General features: G+C 59.0%; 18 protein-coding genes. 12 read left to right on the top strand and 6 right to left on the bottom strand.

Features of this window, described 5'->3' with window-relative positions:
• Positions 1-206: 206 nt before the first annotated feature.
• Both GG26_RS01575 and GG26_RS01580 read right to left on the bottom strand, forming a co-directional pair.
• Entirely contained in the window at positions 207-1,202 is a 996-nt protein-coding gene (locus tag GG26_RS01575) for a heme o synthase (RefSeq protein WP_414388698.1), read from the bottom strand.
• Positions 1,203-1,254: 52 nt separating this feature from the next.
• Complete coding sequence (locus GG26_RS01580; RefSeq protein ID WP_049749751.1) at positions 1,255-2,253, bottom strand: COX15/CtaA family protein; 999 nt, start codon at positions 2,251-2,253, stop codon at positions 1,255-1,257.
• Positions 2,254-2,736: 483 nt separating this feature from the next.
• Between GG26_RS01580 and GG26_RS01585 the strand changes: the two genes are divergently transcribed.
• The 3 genes from GG26_RS01585 (at position 2,737) to GG26_RS01595 (ending at position 6,199) form a co-directional block, all read left to right on the top strand.
• Positions 2,737-3,765 (top strand): cytochrome c oxidase subunit II, encoded by a 1,029-nt coding sequence (locus tag GG26_RS01585; RefSeq protein ID WP_011430358.1) that lies wholly within the window; start codon positions 2,737-2,739, stop codon positions 3,763-3,765.
• Positions 3,762-5,471, top strand: coding sequence for a cytochrome c oxidase subunit I (ctaD, locus tag GG26_RS01590; RefSeq protein WP_414388584.1), 1,710 nt, complete (start codon positions 3,762-3,764; stop codon positions 5,469-5,471). The genes GG26_RS01585 and ctaD overlap by 4 nt, the downstream gene beginning before the upstream one ends.
• A gap of 116 nt (positions 5,472-5,587) precedes the next feature.
• Positions 5,588-6,199, top strand: a complete 612-nt coding sequence (locus tag GG26_RS01595; protein WP_011430356.1) for a heme-copper oxidase subunit III — start codon at positions 5,588-5,590, stop codon at positions 6,197-6,199.
• A gap of 86 nt (positions 6,200-6,285) precedes the next feature.
• Here the strand turns inward: GG26_RS01595 and holA are convergent, their stop codons facing one another.
• On the bottom strand, positions 6,286-7,263 hold the full coding sequence (holA, locus tag GG26_RS01600) for a DNA polymerase III subunit delta (RefSeq protein ID WP_011430355.1): 978 nt from the start codon (positions 7,261-7,263) through the stop codon (positions 6,286-6,288).
• 640 nt (positions 7,264-7,903) lie between these two features.
• On the opposite strand from holA, the gene GG26_RS01605 reads away from it, so the two are divergent.
• The 5 genes from GG26_RS01605 to ispD all read left to right on the top strand — a co-directional run bounded on the left by GG26_RS01605 (position 7,904) and on the right by ispD (position 13,794).
• Positions 7,904-9,319, top strand: coding sequence for an IctB family putative bicarbonate transporter (locus GG26_RS01605; RefSeq protein ID WP_099883946.1), 1,416 nt, complete (start codon positions 7,904-7,906; stop codon positions 9,317-9,319).
• A gap of 151 nt (positions 9,320-9,470) precedes the next feature.
• A complete protein-coding gene (locus GG26_RS01610) occupies positions 9,471-9,809 on the top strand; it encodes a P-II family nitrogen regulator (RefSeq protein WP_011430352.1) in 339 nt (112 codons plus the stop codon).
• A 151-nt stretch (positions 9,810-9,960) separates the two neighbouring features.
• Positions 9,961-11,367, top strand: coding sequence for an ammonium transporter (locus GG26_RS01615; RefSeq protein WP_414388587.1), 1,407 nt, complete (start codon positions 9,961-9,963; stop codon positions 11,365-11,367).
• Positions 11,368-11,670: 303 nt separating this feature from the next.
• Positions 11,671-13,041 carry an ammonium transporter gene (locus GG26_RS01620; RefSeq protein WP_240527655.1) on the top strand — a complete coding sequence of 457 codons (1,371 nt, stop codon included), beginning with the start codon at positions 11,671-11,673 and terminating at the stop codon, positions 13,039-13,041.
• Between the two features lie 45 nt (positions 13,042-13,086).
• Positions 13,087-13,794, top strand: coding sequence for a 2-C-methyl-D-erythritol 4-phosphate cytidylyltransferase (gene ispD, locus GG26_RS01625; RefSeq protein ID WP_099813180.1), 708 nt, complete (start codon positions 13,087-13,089; stop codon positions 13,792-13,794).
• On the opposite strand, the gene GG26_RS01630 is transcribed toward ispD, so the two are convergent.
• Together GG26_RS01630 and GG26_RS01635 are read right to left on the bottom strand one after the other, a co-directional pair.
• On the bottom strand, positions 13,791-14,720 hold the full coding sequence (locus tag GG26_RS01630) for an MATE family efflux transporter (RefSeq protein WP_414388590.1): 930 nt from the start codon (positions 14,718-14,720) through the stop codon (positions 13,791-13,793). The two genes, ispD and GG26_RS01630, sit on opposite strands and share 4 nt — an antisense overlap.
• Positions 14,699-15,211, bottom strand: a complete 513-nt coding sequence (locus GG26_RS01635; RefSeq protein WP_414388592.1) for an MATE family efflux transporter — start codon at positions 15,209-15,211, stop codon at positions 14,699-14,701. Before GG26_RS01635 ends, GG26_RS01630 begins: the two co-directional genes overlap by 22 nt.
• A gap of 163 nt (positions 15,212-15,374) precedes the next feature.
• On the opposite strand from GG26_RS01635, the gene cobM reads away from it, so the two are divergent.
• From cobM to GG26_RS01655, 4 genes are all read left to right on the top strand, one after another.
• A complete protein-coding gene (gene cobM, locus GG26_RS01640) occupies positions 15,375-16,169 on the top strand; it encodes a precorrin-4 C(11)-methyltransferase (RefSeq protein ID WP_099835925.1) in 795 nt (264 codons plus the stop codon).
• 365 nt (positions 16,170-16,534) lie between these two features.
• A complete protein-coding gene (sufU, locus tag GG26_RS01645; RefSeq protein WP_011430348.1) occupies positions 16,535-17,023 on the top strand; it encodes a Fe-S cluster assembly sulfur transfer protein SufU in 489 nt (162 codons plus the stop codon).
• Positions 17,024-17,356: 333 nt separating this feature from the next.
• Positions 17,357-17,563: a hypothetical protein gene (locus GG26_RS01650; RefSeq protein WP_099834884.1), complete on the top strand. Its 207-nt coding sequence runs from the start codon at positions 17,357-17,359 to the stop codon at positions 17,561-17,563.
• 40 nt (positions 17,564-17,603) lie between these two features.
• Entirely contained in the window at positions 17,604-17,837 is a 234-nt protein-coding gene (locus GG26_RS01655; protein ID WP_011430346.1) for a hypothetical protein, read from the top strand.
• Positions 17,838-17,946: 109 nt separating this feature from the next.
• Here the strand turns inward: GG26_RS01655 and fba are convergent, their stop codons facing one another.
• The gene (gene fba, locus GG26_RS01660) at positions 17,947-19,026 is read right to left on the bottom strand and encodes a class II fructose-bisphosphate aldolase (protein ID WP_011430345.1); all 1,080 of its coding nucleotides are present in this window, start codon (positions 19,024-19,026) and stop codon (positions 17,947-17,949) included.
• Positions 19,027-19,454 lie beyond the last annotated feature (428 nt).

Below are 19,454 nucleotides of genomic sequence, written 5' to 3' on the forward strand. Positions count from 1 at the left end.
GTGTCAAGCGGGGCCTGTACCAAACGGCAAAGGGGTGGTTGGTCAACGCTGAGGCGAATGCTGCCGCCAACCTGCTTAAGAAAGTCAGCAGAACTTTGGGGCTTTGCCTTCAGGAACTGTCTAGAGGCGCTTTGACAACGCCTTTGCGACGACCGTGTAAGAATCCCCCGCCTTCAGGCCGGGGAGGATGTCAATTGGTTAAGTCGTCAACCCAGGGATCCCACTGCCCCAAGGTGGTTGGCCAGCGCCCCCAGGCTGGCATAGACACCCTGGAGAGAGGCAAGGGCTTGATCCCAAAGGGTGTGGGTCAGCGACCACCTGTCCAACCCCATGGCACCGCACAACAGCAGCAAGTAGAGGTTGGCAAAGGTGAAGAGGGAGGCTGCCCGCTCCCGGCTGTGCGGCTCCTGGAGCAACTGCACCGCCTTCCAAATTAGAAGGGATCCCAGCAGGGTCGCCGCGCTCAAGTAAAAGGATCCCAGCACGTGCAAAGGGTAAACCAGCAGTAGACTGACCGGCACCAGCAACAGGGCGTAGAGAAGAATCTGGGCGGCAGTCGGCCTTTCTCCGGCCACCACCGGCAGCATCGGCACCCCGGCGCGGGCATAGTCTTCTCGCTTTAAAATCGCTAGGGCCCAGAAGTGGGGCGGGGTCCACAAAAAGATGAGGGCAAACATCACCCAAGCAGCCCAGCTCAGCTCGCCCGTAGCCGCTGCCCAGCCCACTAAAGGGGGGATCGCCCCCGCTGCTCCGCCGATGACGATGTTCTGGGGGCTGGAACGCTTCAGCCAGTGGGTATAGACCCCTACATACACCAGGATCCCCGCCATGGCCAAGCTGGCAGCCAGCAAATTGGTAAAACAGGCCAGCAAGCCAAAGGACATCACAGCCAGGATCCCGGCAAACCTCAGGGCATGGCGTGCCCGAATGCGGCCAGAAGGCAAAGGACGATGGCGGGTTCGCTCCATCATCCGATCAATATCGGCGTCGTACACCATGTTGATGACATTGGCTGCTGCCGCCGCCATCCCCCCCCCCAAGAGGGTGACGCCAAACTTGAAAGGATCCGTATTGCCCGCCATCCACATGGCTCCAGCCGTGGTCATCAGCAAGAGGGCGATGATCTTCGGCTTCACCAACTGGCTATAGCTGCGCAAAACCTGCGCAAGACTTTGGTGATGGCCAAAAGGGATCCCTGTCACCGTGTTCTGACAAGGATCTGGACGGTAGGTTTGAAGGATATCTGCCATGGAACTACTTGCCGTTGATTTCTGCGGCCGCGGCTACCCTCCGAGGGCTCCGGGGAGAGCTTCCTTCCTCCTGGCTTTCAAGGCTGTTGCTCGTACGCCAGGCCAGCACCGTAAAGCCCAGCAAGCACCCCAGCAAAGCTGCCCCAATCATCTGGTGGGCTACCGTCAAGGGCTCCACCTGCAGCCGGTAGCGATAGGTAAGAACGCCAACCCCTACTTGCGCCAGCAAAAGGCCCACCGAACCATGGCCCAGCAGCTTGAGAATCCGCGGGAGCTGCCGGCGTCGCCAACTTGTGGCCACCGCCACCACCAACACCGCCAGTGTGGCCGGAGCCACCCCCAGCAAGTGACCGTTCATCACCCCGCACAGCTCGCCAGCAGCTAAGCACTGGTGCAACGCCCATTGGGAAGCCACCAAAGCTCCGAGAAGGCTCTGGACGTACACCAGCAGCACTGCCCCCAAGCCGAGCCAGGGCAAGTAGCCAACAGAAGCTCTCCCCTCCTCCGAAGGAGCGACGCTTGGCAGGGCCAGCAATCCCAAGGTGAGCAGCGTGGCAAAAAACAGCAGGCCCGTGCCCAGGTGAGCCGTCACAATGTCAAAGCGCAACAGCTCCGTTACCGTCAGCCCGCCCAGGATCCCTTGGGCCACGACCAAGACAAAAGCCCAGCTCAGGCCCCAGGGCAGCCAAGCGGGCAAGGCCTTGCGCTTCAGCCAGGCAAACCCCGTTAGCAGCAGGGTGGCCAAGCCCACCCCAGCAGCCACCAGGCGGTGAAACCACTCCAGAAACACCTGCAGGTTCATCTGCTCAGTGGGGACAAGCTCTCCATAGCAGAGGGGCCAATCTGGACAGGATAAGCCAGCATTCATGACTCGAGTGGCACTGCCCAGTCCCATCAACAGCCAAGTGGCCGCTGCTAAACCCAGCAAGGCTTGCCCCATGCGCAGGGAAAGCTCCCTAGACGGCAAGGGATGAGCGTGAGATTGGGAAATCGAAGAGTCCATCGCCGTTGAAAAAGTTATTGCAAGTCAATCCAAGCTCGGAATAATCTGCATAAAAAATAATCGAGATCGATACTTAAGCTATCCATTTCAGTTAGCGAACTTAATTCAATAGGTCTTTGAGGTCTAACTGGCTCAGCATCTAGCTATAGGCAGACAAGGAGACTGACTCCCCTGTAACGGATCCTAAATGCAGACTTGCGGCTGGCGAAGGCTTTTTAAGAATTTCTTTGTGCTGAGCCACGCCTCCTCTGCATGCATCGTTCATCTTCCAGAAGCTCTGTCGATCCTGCCAATCAAGCCGCTCCCCTCTACCAATTCCCAGCGATGAAGATTCTGAAGAGATCCCTAAGCCTGGGCAATCCTCTCCAGCTCCCGTGACCTAAATGGATATGAAGGATGGGTGTGGCCCGCTTCGGCTCTGTTCGCAGAACAGATTTTGTCTAGGGCGGGCGTGCCTTGCATTTGCAGTGGGGAAGAGCAGTCGTGAGTGCGCTCAGTAACATCATTTTGGTGGGTATTGGGGTTCTGCTGACCCTGGCCAGCCTCTGGTATGGCCAGAATCACCATCTGCTTCCCGAAGCAGCGGCCAACTCGGCTCCTCTGTTCGATAGCCTCTTCAACAGCACGATCACCATCGCCACGGGGATCTTTTTGGTGGTGGAGGGGGTGCTTCTCTACTGTGCCATCCGTTACCGCAAGCGGCGGGGCGACCGTGGGGATGGGGATCCCAACCACGGCAACGTGCTGCTGGAGATCGTCTGGACAGCGGTGCCAGCAGTGATCATCCTCTGGCTGGGCCTGGCCAGCCTCGATGTCTATCAGGCGGTGTATGGGGGCGCCGATGTGGGCGGTCACATCCACACGGCCATGGCGATGGAGCCCTCCCAAGACTCAGCAGCAGGGGATCCGGACTATGCCTACACTCCCGCGCTGCTGCCCGGAAAGGAGATGGGCCAGCCGGAGCTGGTTGTCCAAGTTCAGGGCATGCAATATGCTTGGGTATTCACTTATCCGGAGTCGGGTTTGGTGGCTGGCGAGCTGCACCTTCCTCTTAACAAGCGGGTGCGCCTTAATATGACGGCTCTGGATGTCAACCACGCCTTCTGGGTGCCGCAATTTCGCCTCAAGCAAGATCTCATTCCGGGCCGAGAAACCCACTTGGAGTTTGTGCCCACGCAGTTGGGAACTTACCCCATCGTCTGCGCCGAGTTGTGTGGCCCTTACCATGGGGTGATGGCCGGGCAACTAATTGTGGAGACGCCGGAAGAGTTCGAGCGCTGGCAGCAGGAGCAAGTTTTGGCCGCCGGTGGAGAGGGTGGCGCCCTTGCCCTGGCGGCGGACTCGCCGTCACTGCCTCTCCAGCACGGGCATCGTCTGGAATTTTCTCCGTCGGAGTCTGCCTTTGTCCAAGTTCACCGGCAACGTTTGGGCCTCTCGCCGGCTGAGCTGGCCTCTCTCCAACTCCCCCTTGACGCACATTCTGGTGACGCCAGTAGGAGCTTCTTGCCATGACCCAGCTACAGGACAATCCCACCCTTGCCGCTGCCCCCAAAGCCAGCCTGGATCCTCCCGCCGAGCCTTGGTGGCGCTTTTTTACCTTCTCCACCGATCACAAGGTCATTGGGATCCAGTATTTGGTGACCACCTTTTTCTTCTACTTGGTGGGGGGAGCGCTGGCCACAGCGGTACGGGCGGAGCTGGCTACCCCAGAGGCGGACTTTCTCGGCTTTGAGCGCTACAACGGGGCCTTTACCCTGCACGCCACGATCATGATCTTTTTGTGGATCGTGCCGGCTTTGATGGGGGGCTTTGGCAACTACCTGGTGCCGCTGATGATCGGGGCGCGGGACATGGCCTTTCCCAAGCTGAACGCCGTCGCCTTTTGGCTGGTTCCACCCAGTGGCCTTTTGCTGCTGGCCAGCTTGTTTATCGAGGCCCCCTCAGCTGGCTGGACCTCGTATCCGCCGCTGAGCCTCATCAGTGGCAAGGTGGGAGAAGAGCTCTGGATCTTGAGCATTTTGCTGGCCGGAACCTCTTCGATCCTGGGGGCCGTGAACTTCATCACCACCATCCTCAAGATGCGCCTGCCCGGCATGAAGATGGAGGATATGCCCTTGTTCTGCTGGGCGATGCTGGCCGCTTCCATCATCACGCTCATTGCAACGCCGGTTCTGGCGGGGGCGCTGATCCTGCTCAGCTTTGACCTGTTGGCGGGCACGGCTTTCTTCAACCCCAGCGGCGGCGGGGATCCGGTGGTGTACCAGCACATGTTCTGGTTTTACTCCCACCCGGCGGTGTACATCATGGTTTTGCCGGTGTTCGGCATGATTTCGGAGATCTTGCCGGTGCACGCCCGCAAGCCCATCTTTGCCTACAAAGCCATTGCCTACTCCAGCTTGGCCATCTGTTTTTTGGGCTTGATTGTCTGGGTTCACCACATGTTTACCAGCGGCACTCCCGACTGGATGCGGGTGTTTTTCATGATCGCCACCATGGCCATTGCCGTTCCCACCGGGATCAAGGTGTTTAGCTGGCTGGCGACTCTCTGGGGCGGCAAGATCCACTTCCGCTCGGCCATGTTGTTTGGCATGGGCTTTATCTCCATGTTCGTCATCGGCGGCTTGAGCGGGATCATCCTTGCTTCGGTGCCGTTGGATATCCACGTCCACGACACCTACTTTGTGGTGGCCCACCTACACTACGTGTTGTTTGGCGGCAGCGTCTTTGGCATCTATGCCGGCCTCTACCACTGGTTCCCCAAGATGACCGGGCGGCTGCTGAACGAGTTCTGGGGGCGGGTGCATTTTGTGTTGACCTTTGTCGGCTTCAACATGTGCTTTTTGCCGATGCACAAGCTGGGCCTGATGGGCATGCCCCGCCGCGTGGCCCAGTACGACCCGCAATTTGCCGACCTCAACTGGATTAGCTCCGTGGGGGCTTTTGTTCTAGCCATTTCCACGCTGCCCTTCTTGGTGAACGCCATCTACTCCTGGGTGGCCGGGCCCAAGGCCGGCGACAACCCCTGGCAGGCTCTAACCCTGGAGTGGGCGACTTCTTCCCCGCCGCCTGCCCACAACTTCTACGGGGATCCCATTCTGCTGACCGGCCCCTACGACTACGGCCTGCACAGCAAGGAGACTTTGGATTACTTTGCCGCCCAGTTGCAGAGCTTGCGGGAGCTGGCGTTGGCGGAAGCAGAGCCTACGACTTCTTCTTAGCAGGGGGTCTCCATCTTCTACTCACCGGGCATTCCAGTCTTGATCCCGGCTGGGCTGGCCACACCGTCTCAGGAATTCTAAGGTTCGATTGGTTTATTTTTTGAGTGGAGAAGAATATGCAAGGATCCCTTGCTGCTGATGCCTTGATAGCCGGCCACACTCAGGCCCACACCGCTCACGCTGAGCACCCAGATCATCGCATTTTTGGTCTGCTGATGTTCTTGGTGGCGGAAGGCTGCTTATTCTTGGGCCTGTTCATGGCCTACTTGGCTTACAGCCTCACGGCCCCCGTCTGGCCGCCGGAAGGGACGCCGGAGCGGGAATTGCTCTTGCCTGGGATCAACACGGCGATTTTGCTCGCCAGCAGCTTGGTTATCCACCAGGCCAAGCCCGCCATCCAGGCCAATAACGTCAAGGGGCTACGGCTGTGGTTTGCCCTCACTGCCCTGATGGGTGCGATTTTCTTGGCCGGGCAGCTCTACGAGTACAGCCACCTGGAGTTTGGCCTTACCACCAACTTGTTTGCCAGCACCTTCTATGTCTTGACCGGGTTTCACGGGCTACATGTGGCGGCGGGGCTGCTGTTTATTTTGGCGGTGCTTTGGCGATCCCTGAAGCCGGGTCACTACAGCGCCCAACACTACTTTGGCGTCGAGGCTGCTGAGATCTACTGGCACTTTGTGGATGGGGTTTGGATTGTGCTGTTTATCCTGCTCTACCTACTCTGAGTTCCGAAGAGGGATCCTCCCTGGTGAAGGATCTGATCCCGGTGGGTAGGCTGCCCGTTGCTAGAACTGTCCCTGAACGAAAAGGCTCAGGATTTCTGGAGAATGGCCACAATCTGGATCAGAGCCTCTTGAAACACTTCTCGCTCCGGTTGACCTTGCTTGAGCTGATACTCCAGTTGTAAAAGTTGCTGCATCACCTGCAGCAGCGCCGAGCTTTTTAGGGATCCCACCTCTTTTTGGAGAAAATAAACCCGGTTGGGATTGGCAATCTCTGCTTTTTGGGCGATGACTTTGGGATCCCGTTCTCCCTCCTCCAGCAATAGCTTTACCCACAGCCAGGTGCGAAATTGCCCCACCAACACCGCCAGGATCTTCAGGGCCGGCTCGTTGTGATCCAAAAGATGGGCCAGGATGCGCAGGGCCTGATCCAAGTTGCCCTGGCGCAGGGAGGCGGCCAGTTGAAAGCTGTTGTAGGCGCTGGCGGGCACCAAAGCCTCGATTTGCTCAGGGGAGATGGGATCCCGTTGGTTGACCGTAAACAAAGCCAGCTTTTCCAGTTCCATCGCCAAGCGGCGGGAGTCGTTGCCCACGGCTTCCGCCAACTTCTGGGCTGCCTCTGGGCTGAGCTTGAGATCCCGCTGCCGGGCCTCGCTGTATACCTGCCTCAGGATACCCTCTTCATCCCAGGGGGCCAGTTGGGGAAACTCGCGGGCAAGGGCCACTTGCTTGAGGAGCTTGGTGGATTTGAGCCGTCCATCGGGCTTGTTGCGGGTGGTCAACAACAAATGGGTGGTGGGGGGTAAAGAGGCTAACGTCCGCTCCAGTTCCCTTACCCACTCTTCCGGACAATCCTGGGTGAGCGTCGTCTCTTCCAGCCAAACCAGGCGAGCGTTGGATCCCAGGGGCGGGGTCATGGCCAGGTTAAGTCCGGCCAGTGTGGACTCCGGCGGCAGGCGATCGTAGTTAAAAGCGGCCCAGTCGGGATCCAGCACTTGCTCCCGCAACTGGTGCACCGCCTGCATCAGCCGATAGGTGTCATCTCCCCAGTAAAGGTAGACAGGCATACTCCCCCAAGTCCCCTCAGCTTGGTCTCCAGCTTTTTTCCGTAGTTTCTCTAGGCGTTATTTTGCTTACGTTAATCAGCGGCAGGTTCCGGGTCTTTATCCGGGATCTTCCGGAGAAAGCCTGGCCAAGTTTCAGCTTCTTTTCTCTCTAAAAAAACGCCAGCTTTGCATGATCTAGCTTGGCAAATTCTGTATTCCCACTGAAGAACTATCATCAATCTTCTCCTAAGCTGGCCTTAGAGACGGGGTTGGAGGGAGGGCTGCAAGCGTATGGACACCATTGGCGAACTGGAGTTCAAGGTGCAGGTTTTAGCCCGCTGCCTGGGATCTGCTCTGGGTTTAGGCCGGCCTATTCGTGTGCAAATTCATTATTGTAATCCCCAAGTCTTCAATGCAGGCCAGTTGGGAGCAGGGGTTTCCCCTTTCAACTCTGAAGAGGTTGGGAAATCCCAGCCCCACCCGCTAGCCTCGTTTGCCTAAAGGGCGCTTCGAGGTCGGCGAGGCAGCTAACTCTAGCAATGAGTCTGCGAGTTCTAGAAGGGGGATCCCGCTTGCCTTCCCGCCCTTGCCCCTGTTCGCTGGGGAGATAAACTCGGAAGATAGGCCTGAAGCACAAGTGCCCAGGGCGCTGGAAGGAGCCATGGAACGAGCAACGCGACTGTGGCGCGGCCTGCTGCTGCGGGATTTTCCTATCGAGTCCTGGTGGCAGGGCAGCCTTTTAAGCCGAGTGTCGGGATCCCTGCGGAGTTGGGGCAAAAGCAGCCTACTGGTGCAAACCTCTGACTGGATCGGTTTGGGCCTGGTGCTGCTGTATTGGGTCTTTTCGGCGCAAAGCTCCACCGGCATCCTAGGTCTGATTTTGCTGGCCATGGCGGCGCTTGTGGTCTTGGGCTGGCTGGTGGAAACCCCAACTTGGCTGCCCGTCCATCTGCCCCTAGGCCTGTTTTGGGGAATTGCCACCCTGGCCACGATCCTTTCGCCGGTTCCCTATGCAGCGCGGGAGGGCTGGCTGAAGTTGACGCTCTACCTGGCCGGCTATCTGCTGCTGCAGCGTCTGCTTCGCCAACTGCAGTTTCGGGATTGGATCGTCGGATCCCTGCTTTTGGTCAGCTTGGCGATGGGGATCCATGGCCTGCGGCAATACTTATATGGGGCAGCGGAACTGGCCACCTGGGTGGATCCGGAGTCGGGTTTGGCGGGTCTGACGCGGGTGTACAGCTATCTGCGCAATCCAAATCTGTATGGGGGCTACTTGATCCCGGTCATTCCTCTGGGGCTGGCCGCCACTTGGATTTGGCCCAGTTGGGGGGCGAAACTCCTGGCCGGGTTTACGACGGCGGTGAACCTGATTTGCCTGTTGCTCACCTACAGTCGTGGCGCCTGGATTGGGGGGCTGGCCATGCTCACCCTGATGGCCGTGCTGTTGGCACAGTGGCATTCTGTCGATTTGCCGGCTCGTTGGCGGCGTTGGGCCTTGCCGGTTCTGTTGAGTGGAGGGGGGGCTGCTCTGTTGCTTGGGATCCTGACGGTACGCTCCCTGCGGCTGCGGGTGCAGAGCCTTTTTTGGGGGCGGCTAGACACCAGCAACAACTTTCGCCTCAATGTCTGGGCGGCGGTCTTGGACATGATCCGCGACTTTCCCATCTTGGGGATCGGCCCCGGCAATGTTGCCTTTAACCGCGTCTATCCCCTCTACCAACGAGGCAACTTCAGCGCCCTCGGAGCCTATTCGGTGCCGCTGCAGCTCACCGTGGAGACTGGCTTCATCGGCTCCTTAACTTTCGCCTGGTTCCTCTTGGTGCTCTGGGATCACGGCTGGAGATGCTGGAAAACTTTGCTCAACTTGCGGGATCCCCAGGGTCTGTGGGTGGCAGCGGGCTTGGCTGCTTGCACCGGCATGATGGTCCACGGCTTGGTGGATACCATCTGGTATCGTCCCCAGGTACAAATGCTGTGGTGGCTTGCGGTAGCGCTCATTACAGCCAGCTTGGCCTCTCTTAGCCCTCAGCCGCCCGTGGATGTTGGTGAGACCCCATCGGAGACTTCCTCCCGTTAGGGTAGCTTAAGCTTGACCTTCCAGTCTTGACGGGAGCCAACCCAGAGTGGTAAGCATCTTCAGTAGGAGATAAAAAATGTATCCGTTTTTACAATTCACAGGTGTTGGTAGTGTTAGAAATTAGCGGAACTGTTCAGGGTGCAGGAGGCAGATGAAAAAAATCGAGGCGGTGATCCGGCCATTTAAGTTGGATGAGGTCAAAATTGCTTTGGTCAATGCCGGGATTGTCGGCATGACCGTAAGTGAAGTACGGGGTTTTGGCCGGCAAAAGGGACAAACCGAGCGTTACCGGGGATCCGAGTACACGGTAGAGTTCCTACAAAAGCTGAAAGTGGAGATCGTGGTCGAAGATGACCTGGTGGATACGGTGGTGGAGAAGCTGATTGCAGCGGCTCGCACCGGCGAAATTGGGGACGGCAAGATTTTCATCAGCCCCGTCGAAAAAACCATCCGCATCCGCACTGGCGAACTCAACCAAGATGCCCTGTAAGGAGGGATCTTTGGGGTTTGGGCTACCCGTCCTGAGCCTTGTGGGGGTTTGCTGCATGTCTCTTTTGCTGTATCTCTGATGAGGTGTTCTTGCCCCACTTTCCGGGTAACGTCTTTTGAGAAGTACTGTCCCTTTAGGTGAGTCGAAAAGCATGAGTACAACAATGATCCAAAAGCTCAAGAGCCAGGTGCCCCAGTGGCTCTGGCGACCGGCCAGGTGGAGTCTGACTGCTGCTCTAATGGCTGCGCTGGTCTTTCTATTCGGCCAGGGAACTGCCTTTGCTCAAGAGGCCGAGGAAGTTCAGAAACACGCTGACGTTGTTTGGACGATCGTGTCGGCGGCCTTGGTGTTCTTCATGCAGGCAGGGTTCGCCATGGTGGAGACGGGCTTTACCCGCGCCAAGAATGCCGCCAACATCATGATGAAGAACTTGATGGACTTCTGCATGGGCTGTTGCGCCTTCTGGTTCATCGGGTTTGGCCTCATGTTCGGCAAAAGTGCTGGCTTCTTCGGCACTGACTGGTTTGCTTTTGGCTGGCAGCAGGCTTACGAGGCAGATGGCTGGCCCTTTACTTTCTTTGTCTTCCAGATGGTGTTTGCCGCTACCGCCGCCACCATTGTTTCCGGAGCGATGGCAGAGCGCACTAAGTTCTTGGCCTACTTGATCTACTCCATCGTTATTTCTGGGCTAATCTACCCCATCTCTGGGGGTTGGGCCTGGAACGGGCTGTTCGGCGACTACAACGGCGGCACAGCCGGCTGGCTGGAAAATCTGGGCTACATTGATTTCGCTGGATCGGGGGTGGTGCATTTGGTAGGGGGCGCTGCGGCCTTGGCAGGTGCGATCGCGCTTGGCCCTCGCATTGGCAAGTACGGCCCTAATGGAGAGCCGCGGGCGATCCCTGGCCACAACCTGCCGCTGGGGATGTTGGGGGTGTTTATCCTCGCCTTGGGCTGGATCGGGTTTAATGCCGGTTCCACCACTGCAGCCTCTGTCGATATTGGCTGGATTGCCATGAATACGCTGCTGGCAGCTTCGGCTGGAGCAATTGGGGCGATGTTCACCTCTTGGGTTCATTTTGGCAAGCCGGATATGACCTTTGTCGCCAACGGGGTGCTGGCGGGCTTGGTGGGCATCACTGCCCCTTGCAATACAGTTCATCCGCTGGGGGCCTTGATCATTGGCTCGGTGGCCGGAATCCTCGTGGTGCTCTCCGCGGTGATTTTGGATACGGCGCTGAAAATTGATGACCCAGTGGGCGCGGTTTCCGTGCATGGCACCTGTGGTATCTGGGGGGTGTTGGCAGCAGGGATCCCTTGGTTTGCTCACGCCAATTCAGAGGTTACCTGGGCACAGTTCGGCGTGCAGGTGGTAGGCGCTCTCGCTCTCTTCTTCTGGCCCTTCATCACCTGTCTAATCCTGTTTTTAATCCTCAAGGTAACTGTTGGCTTGCGCGTCAGCGCCGAGGAAGAGATTGCCGGTTTGGATGTGGGCGAGCACGGCAACATAGCCTACCCTGACTTCGTTACTGCTGCCACCGAGGTGGAGGGAGCTTGAGCTGTTGCGCTCGGTTCGACGGGAGGCTGTCGGATCTGAGCGACACAGGACTGAAAATCAAGAGAGGGGGTCAGGTCTGGCCCTCTCTTTTGTGGCTTGTTGATGTATTTGGTGGCATTGGTGTAGGTGGTTACGGGTAGGAGGGGAGAAATAGCTCAAAATCGAGGTGTGGGACTTGGAATCGAGATGAAAAGTCAGATAGGTGAGACTGTTTTCTCTCGTCTTCGGCAGGGGATCCTTTTGGGTTTGAGGACAGGGGGGAAAGTCCTGCTGGGGATTGGAGCTTTGCTGGGGTTGGGAAGTTTGGTTGCCCCGCCTGCTCTGGCCCAGACGGATCTCACGGCTCTGGAACAGGCTCTCCCACCCGAGGCTTGGGCTGAGCTACAAACCTTACTGAAAACTCAGCAATACCACGCCGACATCGTCTGGACAACGGTGGCCGGGGCGCTGGTGTTTTTCATGCAGGCGGGCTTTGCCATGGTGGAGGCAGGCTTCACGCGGGCTAAAAATGCTACCAACATTGTCCTGAAGAACCTGATGGACTTCTGCTTCGGGGCCTGCGCTTTTTGGTTTTTGGGGTTTGGGCTGATGTTCGGATCCCATGTGGCCGGTTTTTTGGGCACCAACTGGTTTTTTTTCAACTGGCAACAGGGAGCTGAAGCCGGCAGTCAAAACGATGCTTGGCCTTTCACGTTCTTCTGTTTCCAACTGGTGTTTGCCGCCACCGCTGCCACCATTGTCTCCGGGGCAATGGCGGAACGCACCCGCTTTTTGGCTTATTTGATTTACTCCATCGTCATCTCTGGGGCGATCTACCCGATTTCCGGGGGCTGGGCCTGGAATGGCCTGTTTGCCGACTACAACGGTGGTACAGCCGGCTGGCTGGAAAACCTGGGCTACATTGACTTTGCCGGGTCGGGGGTGGTGCACTTGGTGGGTGGGGCTGCAGCTTTTGCGGGAACTTTGGTGTTGGGGCCGCGCTTGGGCAAGTATGGTCCCAATGGGGAGCCGCGGGCTATTCCCGGGCATAGCTTACCCTTGGGCATGTTGGGGGCGTTGATCCTGTGGCTGGGCTGGATTGGCTTTAATGCCGGCTCTACAACGGCAGCGATTCCTGATATTGGCTGGATTGCTTTCAATACCTATTTGGCCGGGGCGGCAGGAGCCATCGGCGCTCTCTGTACTTCCTGGGCCATTTTTACCAAGCCGGACATGACGTTTGCAGCCAATGGGACACTGGCGGGGCTGGTGGGCATTACTGCTCCTTGCAACACTGTTCATCCTTTGGGGGCAATCCTTATCGGCTCGGTGGCCGGGGTGTTGGTGGTGTTGTCGGTGCTGTTTATCGAGGGCACCTTGAAGGTGGATGACCCGGTGGGGGCGGTGTCGGTACATGGGGTGTGCGGCGCTTGGGGGGTCATTGCTGCAGGGATCCCGTGGTTTGCCCATGCGGAAGCGGGGGTGACTTGGGCGGTGTTGCCGGTACAGATTCTGGGGGTTATTGCCCTGGGAGGATGGTCTTTTATCTGTTGTCTGGCTTTGTTTTTGATTTTGAAGGGCACCATCGGTCTGCGCGTGTCGGCAGAAGAAGAGTTGGCCGGCTTGGATATTGGCGAGCACGGCAACATTGCCTACCCTGACTTTGTCACTGCTTCGGGAGAGTTGGAAGGTTGAGTTGAGCAGTACACTGGGATCCGGTTGGATGCGCTTTTGGATCCCATGCACCTGTTGATCCCGGCGGCTGGCAGCGGCAAGCGGATGGGGGCGGCGGTCAACAAGCTGTTGCTGCCCCTTTTGGGCCAGCCTATCTTGACTTGGACGTTGCAGGCGGCGGATCGGGCCCGTTCCATCGAGTGGATCGGCATTCTCTCTCAGCCCGGCGACTGGCCGGCCATAGAGCAGATCCTGGCGTCCATCGAGCTGGCCACGCCGGTGCAGCTTCTGCAAGGGGGGGCGACGCGGCAGGAGTCGGTTTACAGGGGGGTGGAGTATCTCTATGGGCGGGGAACGGTGGAGCGGGTATTGATTCACGATGGGGCCCGCTGCTTGGCCACCCCTGAATTGTTCGATCGCTGCAGCGCTGCCTTGGAGCAGGTGGACGGCTTGATTGCGGCGATCCCTGTCAAGGACACGATCAAGGTCACCGAGACCGGCCCCAAGGGGATCCAAATCCAATCGACACCGGAGCGCAGCCGGCTGTGGGCAGCCCAAACGCCGCAGGGGTTTCGCCTGTCGCTGTTGTGGCAAGCCCATCGGGAGGCGCTGGCCCAGGGGTGGCAGGTAACCGATGACGCAGCCCTATTCGAGAAGCTGGGTTGGCCGGTTTACATCGTGGAAGGGGAGGAGTCTAACCTGAAGTTAACCACCCCCTGGGATCTGGTGCTGGCCGAGCAAATTCTCCAGCAGCGCCTTGAGCTGGCGCGCTAGCTCAACTCACTATGGCGATGGCCCTGACGCAGAGCCGCCTTTTGCCACACCCGACTGCGCCAGCGGCTGAGCAACAGGCCGGCCAAGCCGGCGACATAGATCAGCATGGCCAACCAGCCCCCCACAGCCCCCCATCCCAACCCCGGCAGGAAGGGGATCCAACTGTGGGAAAAGATCAGCATCTGCGCCAAAGGCAAGAAAAAGAGCCAGCTCATCCCGAGCATGATCGCCATGGGGGCCCGCACGTCTCCCGCGCCGCGCAGGGATCCCGCGGCAGAGAAGTTGATGCCATCGAAGAGAAACGAAACCGCGATGATCTGCAAAAGCCTCCCCCCCAACTCCACAATCGCCGCGGCGTTGGCATCTGTCCCGACCACGAACAGGCCGAGCAAGGCTTCTCTAAAAAGCGCCAGCCCGCCGCCGATCACGGCCATGTAGCCGACCGTCCAGGCTATCACCGCATTCCCCAAGCGCATCGCCCAAGCCGGCTGCCCGGCGCCAACGGCCTGGCCCACCAGGACGGTTGCCGCCTGTTCCAAGCCGAGGGCCGGCAAATAGGCAAAGCGAGACAACATCAGACACAGGTGGGCCGTTGCCCCCTCCACAGCCCCCAACTGGCCCAGCAGCAACTGAAACACCGTGAAAGAGCTCATGTCCGCCAAAGCGTAGATCCCCATCGGCAGGCCCAGCCGCAGCAAGGGCCGCAGGGACTTGTGAGCCAAAAGCCAGGTTTGCCCCGTAGCGTAGTCGCGCTGGATCCAGGCCGAGAGAAACAGCAGCAGGTAAAGGGCCAGCTCCCCGTATTCCGACAGGATCGTGCCCCAGGCGGCTCCGGCAATCCCCCAGCCCAGGCCGAAAATGAACAGGGCATTGAGGATGCCGTTGAACAGCACGCTCCAGCCACTCACAGGGTGATCCAGGTGCAACCAATGCCGTTAAAAAAACCCGCCAAGGCAAAGCTGCCCAAGAGAGCGGATCCCCCCCAAACGCGAACTTGCCAATAATCTGCCGCTTGCTCCGCCACCCCCGCCGGCAGGGGCAGCCCTGAATACAGCAAGCTCCCCAACAGCGACAAGAGGCCACAAAGGGGCAATAGGCCCAACCCCAGCTCAACTCCCGACCAGGCATAGCGAGAGGCCCCCTTCGGATCTCCGCCGGCGTAGGTTTGCGCCACCAAGGTTTGCACTGCTCGCCCCAGACTCATGAAAGGGGTCAAGGCCACTTGGGTGGGCAAACAAGCGGCGTTCATCCCGGCCAAGGCTTGGCTGGAGATCTGGCCGATAAACCAGGTGTCGGTTATGCCCATCAGCGCCTGAATGCCAGTGCTGAGCGCCAAGGGCATCGCCAACCTCAGCACAACCCCATGATCCACCCCTGGGATCCCGCGGGCATCCAGCCGCTGCGCTACAACTCCCATGTCCTCCCTGCTCGCCCGTGGCACGCAAAAGCGCGCAACCCTCTGCCCAGGCAGCCTGTATTCTATTGTACTACACATAATACAGGCCAAGTCAAGGGACAGAGCCTGCAGGGGATCCCATCCTCGGGGGTAGCCCTCTGCTGCTAGGGTGGGAAGAAACCCGATGAGCCAACCGACTTCGTCCTACTGGCCGGTGCACATTGTCGGCGCCGGCCCTGGGGATCCCGAGCTGATTACCCTGCGCGGCCAGAGAGTACTCTCAGAAGCAGATGTAGTATTCTATACCGGCTCTTTGGTGCCGGAGGGGCTGCTGGCCCATTGTCGCCCCGACGTGGAGGCCATCGACACGCGCTCCCTCACCTTGGAAACGCTGCTGCCCCAGATGGTGGAGCGGGTTAAGGCGGGGCGGCGGGTGGTGCGGCTGCAGGATGGGGATCCGTCTCTTTACGGCGCTCTGCACGAGTTGCTGATTCGGCTGGCGGAGGCCGGGATCCCCTTTGAGATCGTGCCGGGGGTGAGCGCCTTTCAACTGGCAGCCGCCCGTTTGCAGGTGGAGCTAACGGTGCCGGAGCTGGTGCAGACGGTCATCCTCACCCGCGCCAGCGGTCGGACGCGCGTGCCGGAAGCAGAAGCCCTGGCCAGCCTGGCGGCCCACCGCGCCTCTTTGTGTCTGTATCTGAGCGCCCGCCATGTGGAACAGGCCCAGGCGGATCTAATGACCCACTATCCCGCCGATACCCCTGTGGCCATCTGCTACCGTCTGGGCTGGCCGGACGAGCGGATCTGGCTGGGATCCCTGGCGGAGATGGCGGCCCTCACCCGGCAAGCCGGCCTAGAGCGCACCGTGCTCTACCTCATCAGTCCCGCCCTACGGGGCTTGGCAGGAGCCGGCTCGGCCCGCTCGCGGCTCTACAGCCCTGACCACGCCCACCTCTTCCGTCCCAAACGGCACCGTTAGACTCTACTGCAACTGGCTTTTTTAGGACTTGCCTTGGAGGCCCCCGGCCTGTCGCAGCTACTTTGGGCACCTGGGCGTGTTGCCCTGCTGGTCAGCGAAAAAGGCCGCCAGCCCCCGCCCAAGACCTACCCTGCTGCCGGTGGAGGGAGCAGGTTCCGGCAGAACTGGGCGGGGCAGCCGTCGAAATCCACCCGCTTGATCTGGGAGATGAGGAGGCCCTGCCTTGCCCCGCCGTTGCAGCCCAGAGAACAGGGTTAAGATTAAGTTAGTTAGCTTGGGCCTAGCCAGATTGGCCGGAAGGAGCCGTAGCCCCTGGAGGGTGGGGATAGGGCTCTGGCCCAAGCAGCGACCAAGCGGGAACGACAATGCCTCTCGACAACCTGCGCGGACTTTATCAGCAAGTCATCCTGGAACGCTACAGAAAGCCCCGCAACTTCGGCAGGGTCGATCCGGTTCATCGTCGCCAACGCGGCCATAACCCCTCCTGTGGCGACACCATCGACCTCACCTTGCAATTGGATCCCGGCCAGGAGCGGATTGCCGATATCAAATTTGAGGGAGAGGGCTGCGCCATTGCCCTGGCTTCTGCCGATCTTATGGCCGATGCCGTGCGCGGGCGCACCATCCCCGAAGCGCTGCAGTTGGTCGAGCGCTTCCAGGCCATGATGCGCGGCGGCGAAGAGTTTCCGCGGGAGTACCGCTCCCTCAATGCCATGAAGGGAGTTGCCCAGTTCCCGGTACGCATCAAGTGCGCCAACCTGGCCTGGCATGCCCTCAAACACGCCCTGGAATCGCCCGCACCCAGTGGATCCCCGGACAACCCAGGTTTTGTGAGCAACGAAGACGCCGACTAGGTTCCGACCTCCGGGCGGCAATAGAGGGGATCCCTGTAATCCAGAGAACTCCTGGGATCAGGGATGCCCGGGCTGCCTCTTTGCTCGGCTGGGAGCCAATGACCTCACCAGCAAGCCCTTCAACGCCGCCACCCTGGCCGCCGCAACCGCGGCTCTGCTGAGCTGGGATCCCTGAACTCACCCCACAGCTCCGTGGGATCCCCGCCGCTATCCGCCAAATGGCGTAGAAAAATCCTAGAAATCGCGTACGTGGATTCTCGGTGTTTTCCGTTTTTTTACGGATATTTGGGCTATGATGGGGACGTAAACGTTGGAAATGCGGAGGAAATACAGATGCAAGCTGGTGTAGATCTAACGCTAGATTACCGTACTTACCGCTTGGCGGCGTTGCTGAGCGAGCACTTTCCCATGGGGGAGCTACTGGGGGTTTCCCTCAAGTGGCAGGACGATGCTTCTGCTGTAGACAAGCTGCAGACTGAGGTCGCCCGTTCCTGGAGGGAGCAGATCGAGCAGCGCTATCTCGTTCCTCGGCACAAGTAATCGGGAACTCTCGAACGAACCCTCTCAAACGGAAACGACCATGAATGCCTCTTTGAATTCTCTCCCTGTTGCTCCGGCCCTTAGTATCGAAGCAATCGTGGAGCAAGTTTTCCGCAGCGGCTTTCTCAGTTTGCAGCAAGAAAACCTCATCAACGAGCTGCTCTTTCAGCGGCGCTACTCTGAGGCCGACTTGGAAATGCTGGATCGCCTGACTTTGGCGTTGCTGAACCAGCAAGTCGAAGCGGACAAACCTTCTGTAGCAAAAGCTGCCTGACCGGCAAAACGCATCAAGTTCCTCCAAAGCAAAAGGGGATCCACAAAGGATCCCCTCACCTGTCGATATTGAGTTAGAACCTTTGGGCTGCAGCGGCTGGGTGTGAGGGCTAGACCGCAACCGTCTTCTTCACCTGAGCCGCCAAAGCGCCAGAAGCATACTTGGCCGCCATCTCGTCCAGGGTAACCACCGGGACTTTGGTGCCGTGGCCGGCACAGCCGAAGGCGATGTAGCGCTCGGCGCACACTTTTTGCATTTCCTTGATAGAAGGCTTGAGGAAAGAGCGGGGATCAAAGTCCTTCGGATTCTCGGCCAGGGCGCGGCGCACCGCAGCCGTGATGGCCAGACGGTTGTCGGTGTCGATGTTAACTTTGCGCACTCCGTTTTTGATGCCCCGCTGAATTTCTTCCAGCGGCACACCGTAGGTTTCGGGAATGGAGCCGCCGTACTGGTTGATGATGTCGATGAGCTCCTTGGGCACCGACGAGGAACCGTGCATCACCAGGTGGGTGTTGGGCAGGCGGCGGTGGATCTCGGCGATGCGCTCCATGTCGAGAATGTCGCCCGTGGGCTTGCGGGAGAACTTGTAGGCGCCGTGGCTGGTGCCGATGGCCACAGCCAGCGCATCCACTTGGGTTTGCTCCACAAAGTCCACGGCTTGATCCGGATCGGTGAGCAGTTGGTCGTGGCTGAGGGCCCCTTCAGCGCCGTGGCCATCTTCTGCTTCCCCGCGGCCTGTCTCCAGGGATCCCAGGCAGCCCAGTTCTCCTTCCACGCTCACGCCGACAGCGTGGGCCACCTTCACCACCTCGGCAGTAACGGCCACGTTGTACTCATAGCTGGCCGGCGTTTTGGCGTCTTCTTTGAGGGAGCCATCCATCATGACGCTGGTGAAGCCGTTGCGGATGGCGGAGTAGCAGGTGGCGGGGCTGTTGCCGTGGTCTTGGTGCATGGCGACGGGAATGTGGGGATAGGTTTCCACTGCCGCCAGGATCAGGTGGCGCAAAAAGTGCTCGCCCGCATACTTGCGCGCCCCTCGAGAGGCTTGCAGGATGACTGGACTGTTGGTTTCATGGGCAGCTTGCATGATTGCTTGAATCTGCTCCATGTTGTTAACGTTGAAAGCCGGAATGCCGTAGTCATGTTCGGCGGCATGATCCAGCAGGATCCGCATGGGAACGAGAGCCATCGGTTACCTCCTGAGGTGCTGACCTGATGCGTGTGAGATTTGCTTACCGTTAATCTTAAGGTATCTTTTACGTTTTGCGGGATGTGACCCCGGAGATTTGGGGATTTCGCCAAAGCCTCCTTGCCACTATTGGCCGCAATGCTCGCGCTGAGGCGCAACGATCCCGCTGCGCTCTCCAGATACACTAGACATGGGTAGAGCGGGGTGCGCTCCGAGGTAAACGTCGCCTTGTCTACGCCCGCCTGTTAACTTCTAGCTTTTTGTGGACATTATTTTCGCCTTTCGTTTTGCATTTTGTCTTGTTTGTCCGGAGGATTGAGAAGGTGCATTGTAATCCGTGGCCAATCCTGGGCGCGAGCTGGGGAAGGACTTTGTCGGGCCGGGGTAGAAGACTGCGTCCCGACGACGCGAAAGGACTCCGTCCCGCT

This window comes from Synechococcus sp. 'PEA 65AY6A-5F PE A', from assembly GCF_047462575.1.
Taxonomy (GTDB): domain Bacteria; phylum Cyanobacteriota; class Cyanobacteriia; order Thermostichales; family Thermostichaceae; genus Thermostichus.

What these genes read in the sequence shown, in the direction of transcription:
- GG26_RS01595 (WP_011430356.1), top strand. Translation starts at nt 5,588, where the DNA reads ATGCAAGGATCCCTTGCTGCTGATGCCTTGATAGCCGGCCACACTCAG.
- cobM (WP_099835925.1), top strand. Translation starts at nt 15,375, where the DNA reads ATGAGCCAACCGACTTCGTCCTACTGGCCGGTGCACATTGTCGGCGCC.
- GG26_RS01605 (WP_099883946.1), top strand. Translation starts at nt 7,904, where the DNA reads ATGGAACGAGCAACGCGACTGTGGCGCGGCCTGCTGCTGCGGGATTTT.
- GG26_RS01610 (WP_011430352.1), top strand. Translation starts at nt 9,471, where the DNA reads ATGAAAAAAATCGAGGCGGTGATCCGGCCATTTAAGTTGGATGAGGTC.
- sufU (WP_011430348.1), top strand. Translation starts at nt 16,535, where the DNA reads ATGCCTCTCGACAACCTGCGCGGACTTTATCAGCAAGTCATCCTGGAA.
- GG26_RS01615 (WP_414388587.1), top strand. Translation starts at nt 9,961, where the DNA reads ATGAGTACAACAATGATCCAAAAGCTCAAGAGCCAGGTGCCCCAGTGG.
- ispD (WP_099813180.1), top strand. Translation starts at nt 13,087, where the DNA reads ATGCACCTGTTGATCCCGGCGGCTGGCAGCGGCAAGCGGATGGGGGCG.
- GG26_RS01580 (WP_049749751.1), bottom strand. Translation starts at nt 2,253, where the DNA reads ATGGACTCTTCGATTTCCCAATCTCACGCTCATCCCTTGCCGTCTAGG.
- ctaD (WP_414388584.1), top strand. Translation starts at nt 3,762, where the DNA reads ATGACCCAGCTACAGGACAATCCCACCCTTGCCGCTGCCCCCAAAGCC.
- GG26_RS01650 (WP_099834884.1), top strand. Translation starts at nt 17,357, where the DNA reads ATGCAAGCTGGTGTAGATCTAACGCTAGATTACCGTACTTACCGCTTG.
- GG26_RS01655 (WP_011430346.1), top strand. Translation starts at nt 17,604, where the DNA reads ATGAATGCCTCTTTGAATTCTCTCCCTGTTGCTCCGGCCCTTAGTATC.
- holA (WP_011430355.1), bottom strand. Translation starts at nt 7,263, where the DNA reads ATGCCTGTCTACCTTTACTGGGGAGATGACACCTATCGGCTGATGCAG.
- fba (WP_011430345.1), bottom strand. Translation starts at nt 19,026, where the DNA reads ATGGCTCTCGTTCCCATGCGGATCCTGCTGGATCATGCCGCCGAACAT.
- GG26_RS01635 (WP_414388592.1), bottom strand. Translation starts at nt 15,211, where the DNA reads ATGGGAGTTGTAGCGCAGCGGCTGGATGCCCGCGGGATCCCAGGGGTG.